Here is a 14006-nt window from a genome sequence, read left to right as displayed (position 1 = left end):
GAGCTTGCGCTCATTGTTGAGTGGGGCGGCTTCGCCGCGGGCAGCTGCGCTGCTTGCTTTTCTGTGGGAGCGAGCCTGCTCGCGAAGGCGGCCCGCAGGTCAACCCGTTTCTATCGAATTCACGCGATCCAACCTATGGGCTGCCGGAGGCTGCGATCTTTTGATTTGCATGCTGTAAGCGCGAAACCGCCAGCCCCAAAACCTCAAAACGCAGACACAAAAACGCCCGGCATTACCCGGGCGTTCTGTATTGACTTGATTAACGAGCGCGGTAAGTGATCCGCCCTTTGCTCAAGTCATAGGGCGTCAGCTCGACGCGCACTTTGTCACCGGTAAGAATACGAATGTAGTTCTTGCGCATCTTGCCGGAAATATGCGCGGTTACGACGTGCCCATTTTCCAACTCCACACGAAACATGGTGTTGGGCAGGGTGTCGACGACAGTGCCTTCCATTTCGAAGCTGTCTTCTTTCGACATGCAGTAAAGCCCTCGGTATCCAATGAATGGCCCGGTGCAACTGCGCCAGGCAAAAGCGGCGTGCATTGTGCCCGAAAAATGGTGTTTACGCCAAGGGGTTTAGGCCGCAGGTTCAGTTCAGGATGACCCAGCGCTGATTGATCAGCAATTCGATGGGTCGATATTGCGTCTTGTAGTTCATCTTTTTGCAGTTCTTGATCCAGTAACCGAGGTACACGGCCTCAAGGCCCAGACGCTGGCTCTCGGCGATTTGCCAGAGGATTGCGTAACGGCCGAGGCTGCGGCGTTCTTCGTTCGGTTCGTAGAAGGTGTACACCGCCGACAGGCCGTTGGGCAGCAGATCGGTGACCGCCACCGCGAGCAACCGTCCGTCGAGTCGAAACTCGTAGAAGCGCGAGAAGGGCAGGTCACGCACCAGGAACGTCGAGAACTGATCACGGCTTGGCGGGTACATGTCGCCGTCGGCATGGCGCTGTTCGATGTAGCGCTGGTACAGGTCGAAATATTCTTCGCTGAAGTGCGGTTTGACCGGCTGCACCTGCAAATCCGCGTTGCGTTTGTAGATACGCTTCTGCTGGCGATTGGCGATGAACTGGGCGGAAGGAATGCGCGCAGGCACGCACGCATTGCAATTCTGGCAATGCGGCCGGTACAGATGATCGCCGCTGCGACGAAAGCCCATTTCCGACAGGTCTGCGTAGACATGCACATCCATGGGCTGACTCGGGTCGAGAAACAGCGTCGTGGCCTGCTCCTCGGGCAGATAACTGCAAGAGTGGGGCTGAGTGGCATAAAACTTCAAACGCGCCAACTCGGTCATGAATCAACCCTCGGGATAAGCTGGTGGATTAAGTGTAAGCCACCTGCGCAAAAGTCGCTCAGCAAACCCAGGTCGCCGAATTCGGTTGGTCGAGATGGCGCTGCAGATAGTCGGCGAATTCGCCCCGCGGAATGGATCGCGCACCGAGGCTGTGCAGGTGATCGGTCGGCATCTGGCAATCGATCAGCACGAACCCGGCGGCTTTCAAATGCTTCACCAGCGTGGCAAAGCCGTATTTGGACGCGTTGTCGGCACGGCTGAACATCGACTCGCCAAAAAACAGTTGGCCCATTGCCAGGCCATACAGGCCGCCGACCAGCTGTCCCTCGTCCCAGACCTCAACCGAATGAGCGAAACCGCGCCGATGCAATTCTACGTAAGCATCCTGCATGGCCTCGGTGATCCAGGTGCCGTCGGCGTAGTCACGCGGGGCAGCGCAGGCGCGGATGACGGCGTCGAAATCCTGATCGAAAGTCACTTGATAGCGTTGCTTGCGCAGCAGCTTTCCGAGACTGCGCGAGACGTGCAGTTCGTCGGGAAACAGCACGGTGCGAGGGTCTGGCGACCACCAGAGAATGGGTTGGCCTTCGGAGAACCAGGGAAAGCAGCCATGGCGATAGGCCTGGATCAGGCGGTCGGCGGACAGATCGCCGCCGGCGGCGAGCAATCCGTTCGGCTCGCGCATGGCTTTTTCCAGTGGCGGAAAGGTCAGGGAATTACGTTGTAACCAAGTCAGCATGGCATCCAGGCTTGCAGAAGGGGAGGGCGGTCAGGGGGCGTGCAGGCCCCGCGAAAGAGTTTGCCGCGAAACGGCGCCGCTGTCCTGCACAGTTGTCTGGTGCAGCGAGCATTGAGCTGCAACTTGATGTGTCGCCCGTGGTCGTAAGCGTCGCCGTGTCGATGCTGTTGAGCATTCCTGTGAGCCCGATCCGGCCAGGTTCGCTACGTTCATCAAATACAGCTCATAAGCCTTTGTCACAAAAGGCAATGCATGCTCCAATTGCAAGGCACTGCGTGTGCGATTGGCTATGCTCAAGGCTGGGGTCTGAAACATGGCGTCGGGCGCACAAACCCGTACAATGCCGGGTTGTGACGGCCTTTTCGCTGCGCACAGTGTTTATGGCTGTGTTTATAAAACCAGTGGCACAGTGTTAAAAGTAGTCCCAGTTGAGCTTTTCACCTTTTTTACCTGCCTGGATTGGGCAGTTTTTTATCGTCATTCAATAGATGGACGCGCCTCGGGCGCAGGAAAAGAAGCGTTTTGAAGAAGACCACCGAAGCACCCAAAACAGTCGTTCCGCTCTGGCGCCAGCAACTGCACTACCGGCTCAAGGAAGGTGCATTGATCGCCATCGGCGCCTTGTGCCTGTTCCTGATGATGGCTTTGCTGACTTACGGCAAGGACGACCCGGGCTGGAGCCATAACAGCAAGATCGACGATGTGCAGAACTTCGGCGGCCCGGCCGGCTCTTACAGCGCCGATATCCTGTTCATGGTGCTCGGCTACTTCGCCTATATCTTTCCGTTGCTGCTGGCGGTCAAGGCGTACCAGATCTTCCGTCAACGCCACGAACCATGGCAGTGGAGCGGCTGGCTGTTTTCCTGGCGCCTGATCGGTCTGGTGTTCCTCGTGCTCTCCGGCGCTGCGCTGGCGCACATTCATTTCCATGCCGCGACCGGTCTGCCGGCCGGCGCTGGCGGTGCCCTGGGCGAAAGCCTTGGCGATCTGGCGAAGAATGCGCTGAACATTCAGGGCAGCACGTTGCTGTTCATCGCTCTGTTCCTGTTCGGCCTGACCGTATTCACCGATCTGTCGTGGTTCAAGGTGATGGACGTCACCGGCAAGATCACCCTCGATCTGTTCGAGCTGTTCCAGGGCGCGCTCAACCGCTGGTGGTCGGCGCGCACCGAGCGCAAGCAACTGGTCGCGCAACTGCGTGAGGTTGATGACCGCGTCCACGATGTGGTCGCACCGACTGTCACCGACAAGCGTGAACAGGCCAAGGTCAAGGAACGCCTGATCGAGCGCGAACAAGCGTTGAGCAAGCACATGTCCGACCGCGAGAAGCAGGTGCCACCGGTGATCGCGCCGGCACCGGCCAAGGCCCCAGAGCCGAGCAAGCGCGTGCAGAAAGAGAAGCAGGCGCCGTTGTTCGTCGACAGCGCGGTCGAAGGCACCTTGCCGCCGATCTCCATTCTTGATCCTGCGGAAAAGAAACAGCTCAACTATTCGCCTGAATCCTTGGCAGCGGTCGGCCACTTGCTGGAAATCAAGCTCAAGGAATTCGGCGTCGAAGTCACCGTTGACTCGATCCACCCGGGCCCGGTGATTACCCGTTACGAAATCCAGCCTGCCGCCGGGGTAAAAGTCAGCCGTATCGCCAACCTGGCGAAAGACCTGGCGCGTTCGCTGGCGGTGACCAGTGTGCGGGTCGTCGAGGTGATTCCGGGCAAGACCACCGTCGGTATCGAGATTCCCAACGAAGACCGCCAGATCGTGCGTTTCTCCGAGGTGCTGTCGACCCCCGAGTACGACAACTTCAAATCGCCGGTCACCCTGGCGCTCGGTCATGACATCGGCGGCAAGCCGGTCATCACCGACCTGGCGAAGATGCCGCACTTGCTGGTGGCCGGTACCACCGGTTCCGGTAAGTCGGTGGGCGTGAACGCGATGATCCTGTCGATCCTGTTCAAGTCCGGACCTGACGACGCCAAGCTGATCATGATCGACCCGAAAATGCTTGAGCTGTCGATCTATGAAGGCATTCCGCACCTGCTCTGCCCGGTTGTGACCGACATGAAGGACGCTGCCAACGCCTTGCGCTGGAGCGTTGCCGAGATGGAGCGTCGCTACAAGCTGATGGCGAAAATGGGCGTGCGTAACCTGTCCGGCTTCAACGCCAAGGTCAAGGAAGCCCAGGATGCCGGCGAGCCGTTGAGCGATCCGCTGTACAAGCGCGAAAGCATTCACGACGAAGCGCCGCTGCTGCAGAAACTGCCGACCATCGTCGTAGTGGTGGACGAATTCGCCGACATGATGATGATCGTCGGCAAGAAGGTTGAAGAACTGATCGCCCGTATTGCGCAAAAGGCGCGTGCGGCAGGGATTCACTTGATTCTCGCGACCCAGCGTCCGTCGGTGGACGTGATCACCGGTCTGATCAAGGCCAACATCCCGACACGTATGGCGTTTCAGGTATCGAGCAAGATCGACTCGCGGACCATCATCGACCAGGGTGGCGCCGAGCAACTGCTCGGTCACGGTGACATGCTCTACATGCCGCCGGGCACCAGTCTGCCGATCCGCGTCCACGGCGCATTCGTCTCCGACGATGAGGTTCACCGCGTGGTCGAAGCGTGGAAGCTGCGCGGCGCGCCGGAATACAACGACGATATCCTCAACGGTGTCGAAGAGGCAGGCAGCGGCTTTGAAGGCAGTAGCGGTGGTGGTGACGGTGATGATCCGGAAGCCGACGCGCTGTATGACGAAGCGGTGCAGTTCGTCCTCGAAAGCCGTCGCGCGTCGATTTCCGCTGTGCAGCGCAAGCTGAAGATCGGCTACAACCGCGCCGCGCGGATGATCGAGGCGATGGAGATGGCCGGCGTTGTTACCTCAATGAACACTAACGGTTCGCGTGAAGTCCTGGCCCCGGGCCCGGTACGCGACTGAAACGCAACGACGCGGGTGGCGCAATGACGCGTCACTCGCTCTCCCACGATTATTCAAGAGGACTCTCATGCGCCTTATCCGCATGCTGTTGCCAGTACTGGCGCTGACCACACTCACGGCCCACGCCGATGAAAAGGACGTGGCGCGTCTGACCCAATTGCTCGAAACATCGAAAACCCTGTCGGCGAACTTTTCGCAGTTGACCCTCGACGGCACCGGCACCCAGTTGCAAGAAACCACCGGCAACATGACCCTGCAGCGTCCGGGTCTGTTCTACTGGCACACCAACGCGCCGGCCGAGCAGACCATGGTCTCCGATGGCAAGAAAGTCACCTTGTGGGACCCGGACCTGGAACAGGCGACCATCAAGAAGCTCGACGAGCGTCTGACCCAGACGCCGGCGCTGCTGCTGTCCGGCGATGTCTCGAAGATCAGCCAGAGCTTCGATATCAGCGCGAAAGAGGCGGGCGGCGTGATCGACTTCACTCTCAAGCCGAAAACCAAGGACACCCTGTTCGACAACCTGCGCCTGTCGTTCCGTAACGGTCTGCTCAATGACATGCAACTGATCGACAGTGTCGGCCAGCGCACCAATATCCTGTTTACCGGGGTCAAGACCAACGAAGCGGTGCCAGCGTCGAAATTCAAATTCGACATTCCCAAGGGTGCCGACGTTATCCAGGAATAAACACCAGCCTTTTGTGTCAGGGCCTTTGTGGTGAGGGCCTGCTATTGAGGGGCTATTGTGGCGAGGGGATTTAACCCCGTCCGGCTGCGCAGCAGTCGTCGCTTTTGGGGCCGCTTCGCAGCCCAACGTGGATAAATCCCCTCACCACAGGTTCTTCAGCAGATTTCAGAAAATCAGAGGTTTCAACGCTACGTGATGGATCTGTTTCGCAGTGCACCGATTGCCCAACCCTTGGCCGCGCGTTTGCGTGCGGCCAATCTGGATGAGTACGTCGGTCAGGAACACGTGCTCGCTCGCGGCAAGCCTCTGCGTGAGGCGCTGGAGCAGGGCGCGCTGCATTCGATGATTTTCTGGGGGCCGCCGGGCGTGGGCAAGACCACCCTGGCGCGCTTGCTCGCAGAAGTCTCCGATGCGCACTTCGAAACGGTTTCGGCGGTGCTCGCCGGGGTCAAGGAAATCCGCCAGGCCGTTGAAATCGCCAAGCAGCAGGCCGGCCAGTACGGCAAGCGCACGATCCTGTTTGTCGATGAAGTGCACCGCTTCAACAAGTCGCAGCAGGACGCGTTTCTGCCCTACGTTGAAGACGGCACGCTGATCTTCATCGGCGCCACCACTGAAAACCCTTCGTTCGAACTCAACAACGCCCTGTTGTCGCGTGCCCGCGTCTACGTGCTGAAAAGCCTCGACGAGGCGGCGCTGCGCAAACTGGTGCACCGCGCACTCACCGAAGAGCGCGGGCTGGGCAAGCGCAACCTGACCCTGAGCGATGAAGGCTTCCAGATGCTGCTGTCGGCCGCCGATGGCGATGGCCGGCGTCTGCTCAATCTGCTGGAAAACGCCTCCGATCTGGCCGAAGACAACAGCGAAATCGGCATCGAGCTGCTGCAAAGCCTGCTCGGCGACACCCGTCGACGTTTCGACAAGGGCGGTGAAGCGTTTTACGACCAGATCTCGGCCTTGCACAAATCGGTGCGCGGCTCCAACCCTGACGGCGCGTTGTACTGGTTTGCGCGGATGATCGACGGCGGCTGCGATCCGCTTTATCTGGCCCGCCGCGTGGTGCGCATGGCCAGCGAAGACATCGGCAATGCCGATCCGCGTGCGCTGAGCCTGTGCCTGGCGGCGTGGGAAGTGCAGGAGCGTCTCGGCAGCCCCGAGGGCGAATTGGCAGTCGCCCAGGCCATTACTTATCTGGCCTGCGCACCGAAAAGCAATGCGGTGTACATGGGCTTCAAAACCGCGCTGCGCGCAGCGGCTGAGAACGGCTCGCTGGAAGTCCCGCTGCATTTGCGCAATGCACCGACCAAGCTGATGAAGCAATTGGGTTATGGCGACGAATACCGCTACGCCCACGACGAGCCGGACGCCTATGCCGCCGGCGAAGACTATTTTCCGGAAGAACTCGAGCCGATTCCGTTCTATCAGCCAGTGCCCCGTGGCCTGGAGTTGAAGATCGGCGAGAAGCTCAATCACCTCGCTCAGCTCGATCGTCTGAGCCCTCGGCAGCGGAGAAAATAGTGCTTCCATTGATCCTTGCAGTGTCGGTCGGCGGTGTTGCCGGCACCTTGTTGCGCTTCGCCACCGGTAATTGGGTCAGCGCCAATTGGCCGCGGCACTTCTATACCGCGACGCTGGCCGTTAATATCGTGGGCTGCCTGCTGATTGGCGTGTTGTACGGCCTGTTTCTGATACGCCCGGAGGTGCCGATCGAAGTGCGCGCCGGGTTGATGGTCGGCTTCCTCGGGGGGCTGACGACTTTTTCATCCTTTTCACTGGATACGGTGCGCCTGCTGGAAAGCGGGCAAGTGTTGCTGGCCCTGGGCTATGCCGCACTCAGCGTATTCGGCGGGCTGCTCGCGACGTGGGCCGGCCTGTCCCTGACCAAACTTTGATAACGAGAAACCGACATGCTCGATTCCAAACTGTTACGTAGCAACCTTCAGGACGTAGCGGACCGCCTGGCTTCCCGTGGCTTTGCCCTGGACACCGCGCGCATCGAAGCGCTGGAAGAACAGCGCAAGACCGTCCAGACCCGCACTGAAGCACTGCAGGCTGAGCGTAACGCGCGTTCCAAATCCATCGGGCAGGCCAAGCAGCGTGGCGAAGACATCGCGCCGCTGATGGCGGACGTCGAGCGCATGGCGGGCGAGCTGAGCGCTGGCAAGGTCGAGCTGGACGCGATCCAGACCGAACTCGATTCGATCCTGCTCGGTATCCCCAACCTGCCGCACGAGTCGGTTCCGGTCGGCAAGGACGAAGACGACAACGTCGAAGTGCGCCGCTGGGGCACGCCGACTCAGTTCGATTTCGAAGTCAAAGACCACGTTGCCCTCGGCGAAAAGTTCGGCTGGCTGGACTTCGAAACCGCCGCCAAGCTGTCCGGCGCGCGCTTTGCGCTGTTGCGTGGCCCGATCGCGCGGCTGCATCGCGCACTGGCGCAGTTCATGATCAATCTGCATGTCACCGAACATGGCTACGAAGAGGCTTACACGCCTTATCTGGTTCAGGCTCCGGCGCTACAAGGCACCGGCCAGTTGCCGAAATTCGAAGAGGATCTGTTCAAGATTGCCCGCGAAGGCGAAGCCGATCTGTACCTGATTCCAACCGCCGAAGTGTCGCTGACCAACATCGTTGCCGGCGAAATCGTCGATTCGAAACTGCTGCCGATCAAGTTCGTCGCCCATACCCCATGCTTCCGCAGCGAAGCCGGTGCGTCGGGCCGCGACACGCGTGGCATGATCCGCCAGCACCAGTTCGACAAAGTCGAAATGGTCCAGATCGTCGAGCCATCGCAATCGATGGAAGCGCTGGAAGGCCTGACCGCCAACGCCGAAAAAGTCCTGCAACTGCTCGGTCTGCCTTACCGCACCCTGGCGCTGTGCACCGGCGACATGGGCTTCAGCGCGGTCAAGACCTACGATCTGGAAGTGTGGATTCCGAGCCAGGATAAATACCGCGAAATCTCCTCGTGCTCCAACTGCGGCGACTTCCAGGCGCGGCGCATGCAGGCGCGTTTCCGCAACCCGGAAACCGGCAAGCCTGAGCTGGTGCACACCTTGAACGGCTCCGGCCTGGCGGTCGGTCGTACTCTGGTGGCGGTGCTGGAAAACTACCAGCAGGCCGACGGTTCGATCCGCGTGCCGGACGTGCTCAAGCCGTACATGGGTGGCCTCGAGGTCATCGGCTAAATGAAATATCTGCCGCTGTTTCACAACCTGCGCGGCAGTCGTGTGTTGGTTGTCGGTGGGGGGGAAATTGCCTTGCGCAAATCCCGCCTGCTGGCCGATGCCGGTGCGCTGCTGCGGGTGGTCGCACCTGAAATCGAAACGCAACTGGCTGAACTGGTCGCTGCCAGCGGCGGTGAATGCCTGTTGCGCGGTTACGCCGAAACGGATCTGGACGGCTGCGGACTGATCATTGCCGCTACCGACGACGAAACGCTCAACGCGCAAGTCTCCACCGACGCCCACCGCCGTTGCGTGCCGGTCAACGTGGTCGATGCGCCGGCCTTGTGCAGCGTGATCTTCCCGGCGATCGTCGATCGCTCGCCGTTGATTATCGCCGTGTCCAGCGGCGGCGATGCGCCGGTACTGGCGCGCCTGATCCGCGCGAAAATCGAAACCTGGATTCCTTCGACTTACGGTCAGTTGGCTGGATTGGCTGCGCGTTTTCGCCATCAGGTGAAAAACCTGTTTCCGGATGTTCAGCAACGTCGCGGCTTCTGGGAAGACGTTTTCCAGGGCCCGATTGCCGATCGTCAACTGGCCGGGCAGGGCGCTGAAGCCGAGCGCCTGTTGCAGGCCAAGGTCGATGGCGAGCCCATGGTCACCACTGGCGAGGTTTATCTGGTCGGTGCCGGCCCGGGTGATCCGGATCTGTTGACCTTCCGCGCGCTGCGTCTGATGCAGCAAGCCGATGTGGTGCTCTATGACCGCCTGGTGGCGCCGGCAATTCTTGAGTTGTGCCGTCGCGATGCCGAGCGGGTGTATGTCGGCAAGCGTCGCTCCGAACACGCCGTGCCGCAGGATCAGATCAACCAGCAACTGGTCGATCTGGCCAAGGCCGGCAAGCGCGTGGTGCGGTTGAAGGGTGGCGATCCGTTTATCTTCGGCCGCGGTGGCGAAGAGATCGAAGAACTCGCGGCCCACGGTATTCCATTCCAGGTGGTCCCCGGCATTACCGCGGCCAGCGGTTGCGCTGCTTATGCGGGGATTCCGCTGACCCACCGTGACCATGCGCAGTCCGTGCGGTTTGTCACTGGCCACTTGAAGGATGGTTCCACCGATCTGCCATGGGCCGATCTTGTCGCCCCGGCGCAGACGCTGGTGTTTTACATGGGCCTGGTGGGTTTGCCGATCATCTGTGAACAGTTGATCAAGCATGGTCGCGCGGCGGATACCCCGGCGGCGTTGATTCAGCAGGGCACTACAGTCAATCAGCGGGTTTTCACCGGCACGCTGGCGGATCTTCCGCGAATGGTGGCGGAGCATGAAGTGCATGCACCGACCTTGGTGATCGTCGGCGAAGTGGTACAACTTCGCGAGAAGCTGGCGTGGTTTGAAGGGGCGCAGGCGCAGGTCTAAACACCGCGTCGTTCCCTTCGCGAGCAGGCTCGCTCCCACATTGGATCTGTGTCATGCACAAATCCGGTGTGGGAGCGAGCCTGCTCGCGAACGGGGTCTCGAAAACACCGAGCTAATCAACCCCGGCGCCAAACCCCTTTCCCGATCAACCGCTCGCGATCATGCGCTACGCTGAAATCCTGCTGCGGCCCCTTCGGCACCACGCCGGTCGGGTTGATGGTCTTGTGGCTGCCATAGTAGTGATGCTTGATGTGCTGGAAATCCACGGTTTCGGCAATTCCCGACCACTGATACATCTCGCGCAGCCAGTTCGACAGGTTCGGGTAATCGGCAATCCGCCTAAGGTTGCACTTGAAGTGCCCGTGATACACCGCGTCAAAGCGAATCATCGTGGTAAACAGGCGCACGTCGGCCTCGGTCAGGTATTCCCCGCTCAGGTAGCGATTGGCACCCAGCAGTTGCTCCAGATGATCCAGTTCGGCGAATACTTCATCGAACGCCTGTTCATATGCCTGTTGCGAGGTGGCGAATCCGGCACGATAGACACCGTTGTTCACCGCCGGGTAGATCCGCTCGTTCAGCGCATCGATCTCGTTGCGTAGCGGCGCCGGATAAAAGTCCAGATCGTTACCAGTGAGCCCGTCGAAGGCGCTGTTGAACATGCGGATGATTTCCGCCGATTCATTGCTGACAATGCGCTTGAGTTTCTTGTCCCACAGCACTGGCACCGTCACGCGCCCGGTGTAATCAGGCGTGTCAGCGGTGTAGCGCTGATGCATGAAGTCGAAGCCATCGAGTTTGTCGCCGGTCGAGCCGAGCGCTTTGTCGAAAGTCCAGCCGTTCTCCAGCATCAGCCAGCTGACCACCGACACGTCGATCAGACTTTCCAGCCCTTTGAGTTTGCGCAGGATCAGCGTGCGATGCGCCCAAGGGCAGGCGAGGGAAACATAGAGGTGATAGCGCCCGGCTTCGGCAGTGAAACCGCCTTCACCGCTGGGGCCTGGCTGACCGTCGGCGGTCACCCAGTTGCGGCGTTGCGCTTGTTCGCGCTGGAACGCGCCGTCCTTGCTGCTTTCGTACCACTTATCCTGCCAGTGGCCGTCGACGAGTAAACCCATGATCAAGACTCCCAAAACCAATATTCGTTGGAGTCGAGTCTATTCCGATGAGTTCGACCAAAAAGCGCAAAGATCGGGCGCTAATGATCGGTTAGATCGATGTGTTGCGCGCCGCCCAGTACTGTTCTGCGGTTGCGAAGGCCTGTTCGCGATTCTGACCGAGACCGCGCAGGGCGAGGGCCATGGTCGCAATCAAGGCCATTTGCGGGTAACTGTCGACCACATCGCCACGCCACACGGCTTTCAAGTGCTCGATGTCCAGCGAGGCGGGTTTGACGTGGCGCTGCGCTGACAGCTGCGGCCATTCTTCGTCCCAGCTCTGACCGCCGCTGGTGCCATAAAGGTGGCTGGTGGCGTCGGGGTTGATCTCGATTTCACCGCCATCGCCCTTGACCACAATTGCCGTGTCGCCGAGCAAGCCGCTGGCATCGCGATGCACCGCCTGATAGCCCGGGTGGAAAATGCTTTGCAGGCCACAACGTGCGCCGAGCGGATTGAGAATCCGCGCCAGCGAGTGGATCGGCGACCGCAGGCCCAGGGTATTGCGCAGGTCGATCATCTTTTGCAACTGTGGCGCCCAGTCCACCAGCGGCATAAACGCCAGGCCGCCGTTGTCCAGTGCCGCGCCGACCTGCTGCCAATTGCGGCACAGGGGAATGTTCAGTTCGCCCAGCAGTTGTTCGCTGTACAGACGCCCGGCCGTGTGCGCGCCGCCGCCATGCATGAAGATGCGTACGCCGTTTTGCGCCAGGCACTTGGCCGCCAGCAGATACCACGGCAGGTGGCGTTTTTTGCCGGCGTAGGTCGGCCAGTCCAGGTCGACATTCAATGCGGGCGCGTGCAAGCGTGCGCGCAGGGCTTCGGTGAAACCGGCCATTTCCTCGGCACTTTCTTCCTTGTGCCGCAGCAACATCAGGAAGGCACCCAGTTGCGTATCTTCGACCTTGTCATCGAGCACCATGCCCATGGCCTCGCGGGCTTCCTCGCGCGTCAGGTCGCGGGCGCCGCGCTTGCCCTTGCCGAGAATGCGCACGAATTGCGCGAACGGGTGCTCGGCAGGCGTTTCGAGGGTCAATGCTGGAAAGTCGTTCATAGGCAATTCGTCGGTTTGGGCAGGCCCGCCAGTTTCGCGGCGAGTTTGGCAGGGGTGCCTTTGAACAGTCGGTTCAGGTGCAGGCTGTTGCCTTTGTCGGCGCCGAGTTTCAACGCGGTGTACTTGATCAGCGGACGCGTGGCCGGCGATAGCTGGAATTCGGCGTAGAAGCTACGCAGAAGCTCAAGGACTTCCCAGTGTTCGGGCGTCAACTCGATGTCTTCGGCGGCGGCGAGGGCGCTGGCGACTTCAGCCGACCAGTCGCTGAGGTCAACGAGAAAGCCGTCCTTGTCCAGTTCGATGGCGCGGGCGCCGACGGTCATTGAATTCATAGCCAGCTGTTGACCTTGGCGTGATGGATCGACAGTTCGACGAAGGCCGGGTAGTCAATGGCCTCGGCCCAGTCTGGAACCTCGATCGCACGCGCCTGTGCGTCCTCAACCAATACGAACAGATTGATTGGTCGCTCTTGCAGAGCAGCGAACGGCGCAGTGTCCGGTTGCATCGCATACACCGCATCGCCGGACAACAACACAGCGTCGGCGCTGCCGAGCAGGCGCAGACAACTGCTCAGACGATCGTCGCCGAACGGGGAATGAGACAACACATGCAAAGTCGACATCAGAGGGTGATCACCTGATCGTAACGGTCAATAAGGGCGGTGATGTGTTCAGCAGCAAGCGGCTGCGCTTCGTCCAGCGACAGGTTGCCAAGACCGCGAGCATTGGCGCTTTCGGCGCAATAGAACAGCTCTTCGACACCAAACATCGGCAGCGCCTGCAGATTGGCGCTGAGGTCTTTCTGCTGCAAGGCCCTGGCGTTCTGCCCAGCGGCCAGTTGCAGCACGCCGTCATCGAGAAACAGCAAACCGATCGGCAGATCAAAGGCGCCACCGGCGAGCACGATATCCAGCGCTTCCCGCGCGCCGGGGCCGGACCAAGGCGATTGGCGGCTGATGATCAACAGCGATTTGGCCATGTTCAAGCGCCTCCGAAACAGATGAGCCGATCAGCGTCCTGCACGGCGTCGTGCAATTGACCCAGACCGGACAATTCCCACGGCGTGCTGAGCGAAATCGCTTCACGCTGGTAACGCTTGGCTTCTTCTTCGTTCAACACACCACGGCGCAGAGCGGCGGCGATGCAGACCACGCCGTCGAGTTGCTTTTCGTTGATAAAGGCGCGCCATTGCTTGGGCACGTCCAGTTCATCCTGCGGGGTCACCACCGCATCGGAGGCGTTGAACACGCCGTCCTGATAGAAGAACAGCCGAACAATCTCATGGCCGCCGGCCAGCGCGGCCTGGGCAAACAGCAAGGCACGGCGCGAGGAGGGCGCATGGGCGGCGGAAAACAGCGCGATGGCGAACTTCATGATGGACTCGATCAGCGAAACTGCGGCCATGATAAAGCTTTATTGCGACAGCCGCGAAACCCGAGTTTTACGCAGATACCTTTGTAGGAGCTGCCGAAGGCTGCGATCTTTTGATTTTGAAAAGCAAAATCAAAAGATCGCAGCCTTCGGCAGCTCCTTGTATCTCGACTAACGCTCCGTCAG

At 60.2% G+C, this 14006-nt stretch carries 16 protein-coding genes; 7 read left to right on the top strand and 9 right to left on the bottom strand.

Annotated elements, in window-relative coordinates:
• Positions 1-279, top strand: a 279-nt coding sequence (locus D8U61_RS27975) for a hypothetical protein (RefSeq protein WP_206663103.1), incomplete at its 5' end; no start/stop codon positions are given.
• Here D8U61_RS27975 and infA read toward each other — a convergent pair.
• The 3 genes from infA to aat all read right to left on the bottom strand — a co-directional run bounded on the left by infA (position 260) and on the right by aat (position 2037).
• The gene (gene infA, locus D8U61_RS27415; protein ID WP_002553999.1) at positions 260-478 is read right to left on the bottom strand and encodes a translation initiation factor IF-1; all 219 of its coding nucleotides are present in this window, start codon (positions 476-478) and stop codon (positions 260-262) included. The genes D8U61_RS27975 and infA overlap by 20 nt on opposite strands.
• A 112-nt stretch (positions 479-590) precedes the next feature.
• Complete coding sequence (locus tag D8U61_RS27410) at positions 591-1298, bottom strand: arginyltransferase (RefSeq protein ID WP_016775265.1); 708 nt, start codon at positions 1296-1298, stop codon at positions 591-593.
• A 58-nt stretch (positions 1299-1356) separates the two neighbouring features.
• Positions 1357-2037 carry a leucyl/phenylalanyl-tRNA--protein transferase gene (gene aat, locus D8U61_RS27405; protein WP_038861865.1) on the bottom strand — a complete coding sequence of 227 codons (681 nt, stop codon included), beginning with the start codon at positions 2035-2037 and terminating at the stop codon, positions 1357-1359.
• A 522-nt stretch (positions 2038-2559) separates the two neighbouring features.
• Between aat and ftsK the strand changes: the two genes are divergently transcribed.
• The 6 genes from ftsK to cysG all read left to right on the top strand — a co-directional run bounded on the left by ftsK (position 2560) and on the right by cysG (position 10239).
• Positions 2560-4968, top strand: a complete 2409-nt coding sequence (gene ftsK / locus D8U61_RS27400; RefSeq protein ID WP_041477069.1) for a DNA translocase FtsK — start codon at positions 2560-2562, stop codon at positions 4966-4968.
• Between the two features lie 67 nt (positions 4969-5035).
• Entirely contained in the window at positions 5036-5656 is a 621-nt protein-coding gene (gene lolA, locus D8U61_RS27395) for an outer membrane lipoprotein chaperone LolA (protein WP_130928037.1), read from the top strand.
• 195 nt (positions 5657-5851) lie between these two features.
• Positions 5852-7174 carry a replication-associated recombination protein A gene (locus D8U61_RS27390; protein WP_051600478.1) on the top strand — a complete coding sequence of 441 codons (1323 nt, stop codon included), beginning with the start codon at positions 5852-5854 and terminating at the stop codon, positions 7172-7174.
• Entirely contained in the window at positions 7174-7548 is a 375-nt protein-coding gene (gene crcB / locus D8U61_RS27385) for a fluoride efflux transporter CrcB (RefSeq protein WP_123442126.1), read from the top strand. The genes D8U61_RS27390 and crcB overlap by 1 nt, the downstream gene beginning before the upstream one ends.
• A gap of 15 nt (positions 7549-7563) precedes the next feature.
• Positions 7564-8844, top strand: coding sequence for a serine--tRNA ligase (gene serS, locus D8U61_RS27380; RefSeq protein ID WP_024013408.1), 1281 nt, complete (start codon positions 7564-7566; stop codon positions 8842-8844).
• Positions 8845-10239 (top strand): siroheme synthase CysG, encoded by a 1395-nt coding sequence (gene cysG / locus D8U61_RS27375; protein WP_071172892.1) that lies wholly within the window; start codon positions 8845-8847, stop codon positions 10237-10239.
• A gap of 116 nt (positions 10240-10355) precedes the next feature.
• Here the strand turns inward: cysG and D8U61_RS27370 are convergent, their stop codons facing one another.
• The 6 genes from D8U61_RS27370 to tusD form a co-directional block, all read right to left on the bottom strand.
• Positions 10356-11357, bottom strand: a complete 1002-nt coding sequence (locus D8U61_RS27370) for a glutathione S-transferase family protein (protein ID WP_130901721.1) — start codon at positions 11355-11357, stop codon at positions 10356-10358.
• A gap of 91 nt (positions 11358-11448) precedes the next feature.
• Positions 11449-12450 carry a glycosyl transferase family protein gene (locus D8U61_RS27365; protein WP_024013405.1) on the bottom strand — a complete coding sequence of 334 codons (1002 nt, stop codon included), beginning with the start codon at positions 12448-12450 and terminating at the stop codon, positions 11449-11451.
• Positions 12447-12782 (bottom strand): TusE/DsrC/DsvC family sulfur relay protein, encoded by a 336-nt coding sequence (locus D8U61_RS27360; protein ID WP_016770652.1) that lies wholly within the window; start codon positions 12780-12782, stop codon positions 12447-12449. The genes D8U61_RS27365 and D8U61_RS27360 overlap by 4 nt, the downstream gene beginning before the upstream one ends.
• Positions 12779-13072 (bottom strand): sulfurtransferase complex subunit TusB, encoded by a 294-nt coding sequence (gene tusB / locus D8U61_RS27355; protein ID WP_130888678.1) that lies wholly within the window; start codon positions 13070-13072, stop codon positions 12779-12781. Before tusB ends, D8U61_RS27360 begins: the two co-directional genes overlap by 4 nt.
• The gene (tusC, locus tag D8U61_RS27350) at positions 13072-13428 is read right to left on the bottom strand and encodes a sulfurtransferase complex subunit TusC (protein ID WP_071172887.1); all 357 of its coding nucleotides are present in this window, start codon (positions 13426-13428) and stop codon (positions 13072-13074) included. Before tusC ends, tusB begins: the two co-directional genes overlap by 1 nt.
• 2 nt (positions 13429-13430) lie before the next feature.
• Positions 13431-13823 carry a sulfurtransferase complex subunit TusD gene (gene tusD / locus D8U61_RS27345; protein WP_122691927.1) on the bottom strand — a complete coding sequence of 131 codons (393 nt, stop codon included), beginning with the start codon at positions 13821-13823 and terminating at the stop codon, positions 13431-13433.
• Positions 13824-14006: the final 183 nt, after the last annotated feature.

This window comes from Pseudomonas sp. Sample_14 (assembly GCF_004307515.1).
Classification (GTDB): Bacteria; Pseudomonadota; Gammaproteobacteria; order Pseudomonadales; family Pseudomonadaceae; genus Aquipseudomonas; species Aquipseudomonas atacamensis.
The sequence above is the reverse complement of the archived record's forward strand: the minus strand, read 5'-3'. Positions and strand labels throughout refer to the sequence as shown.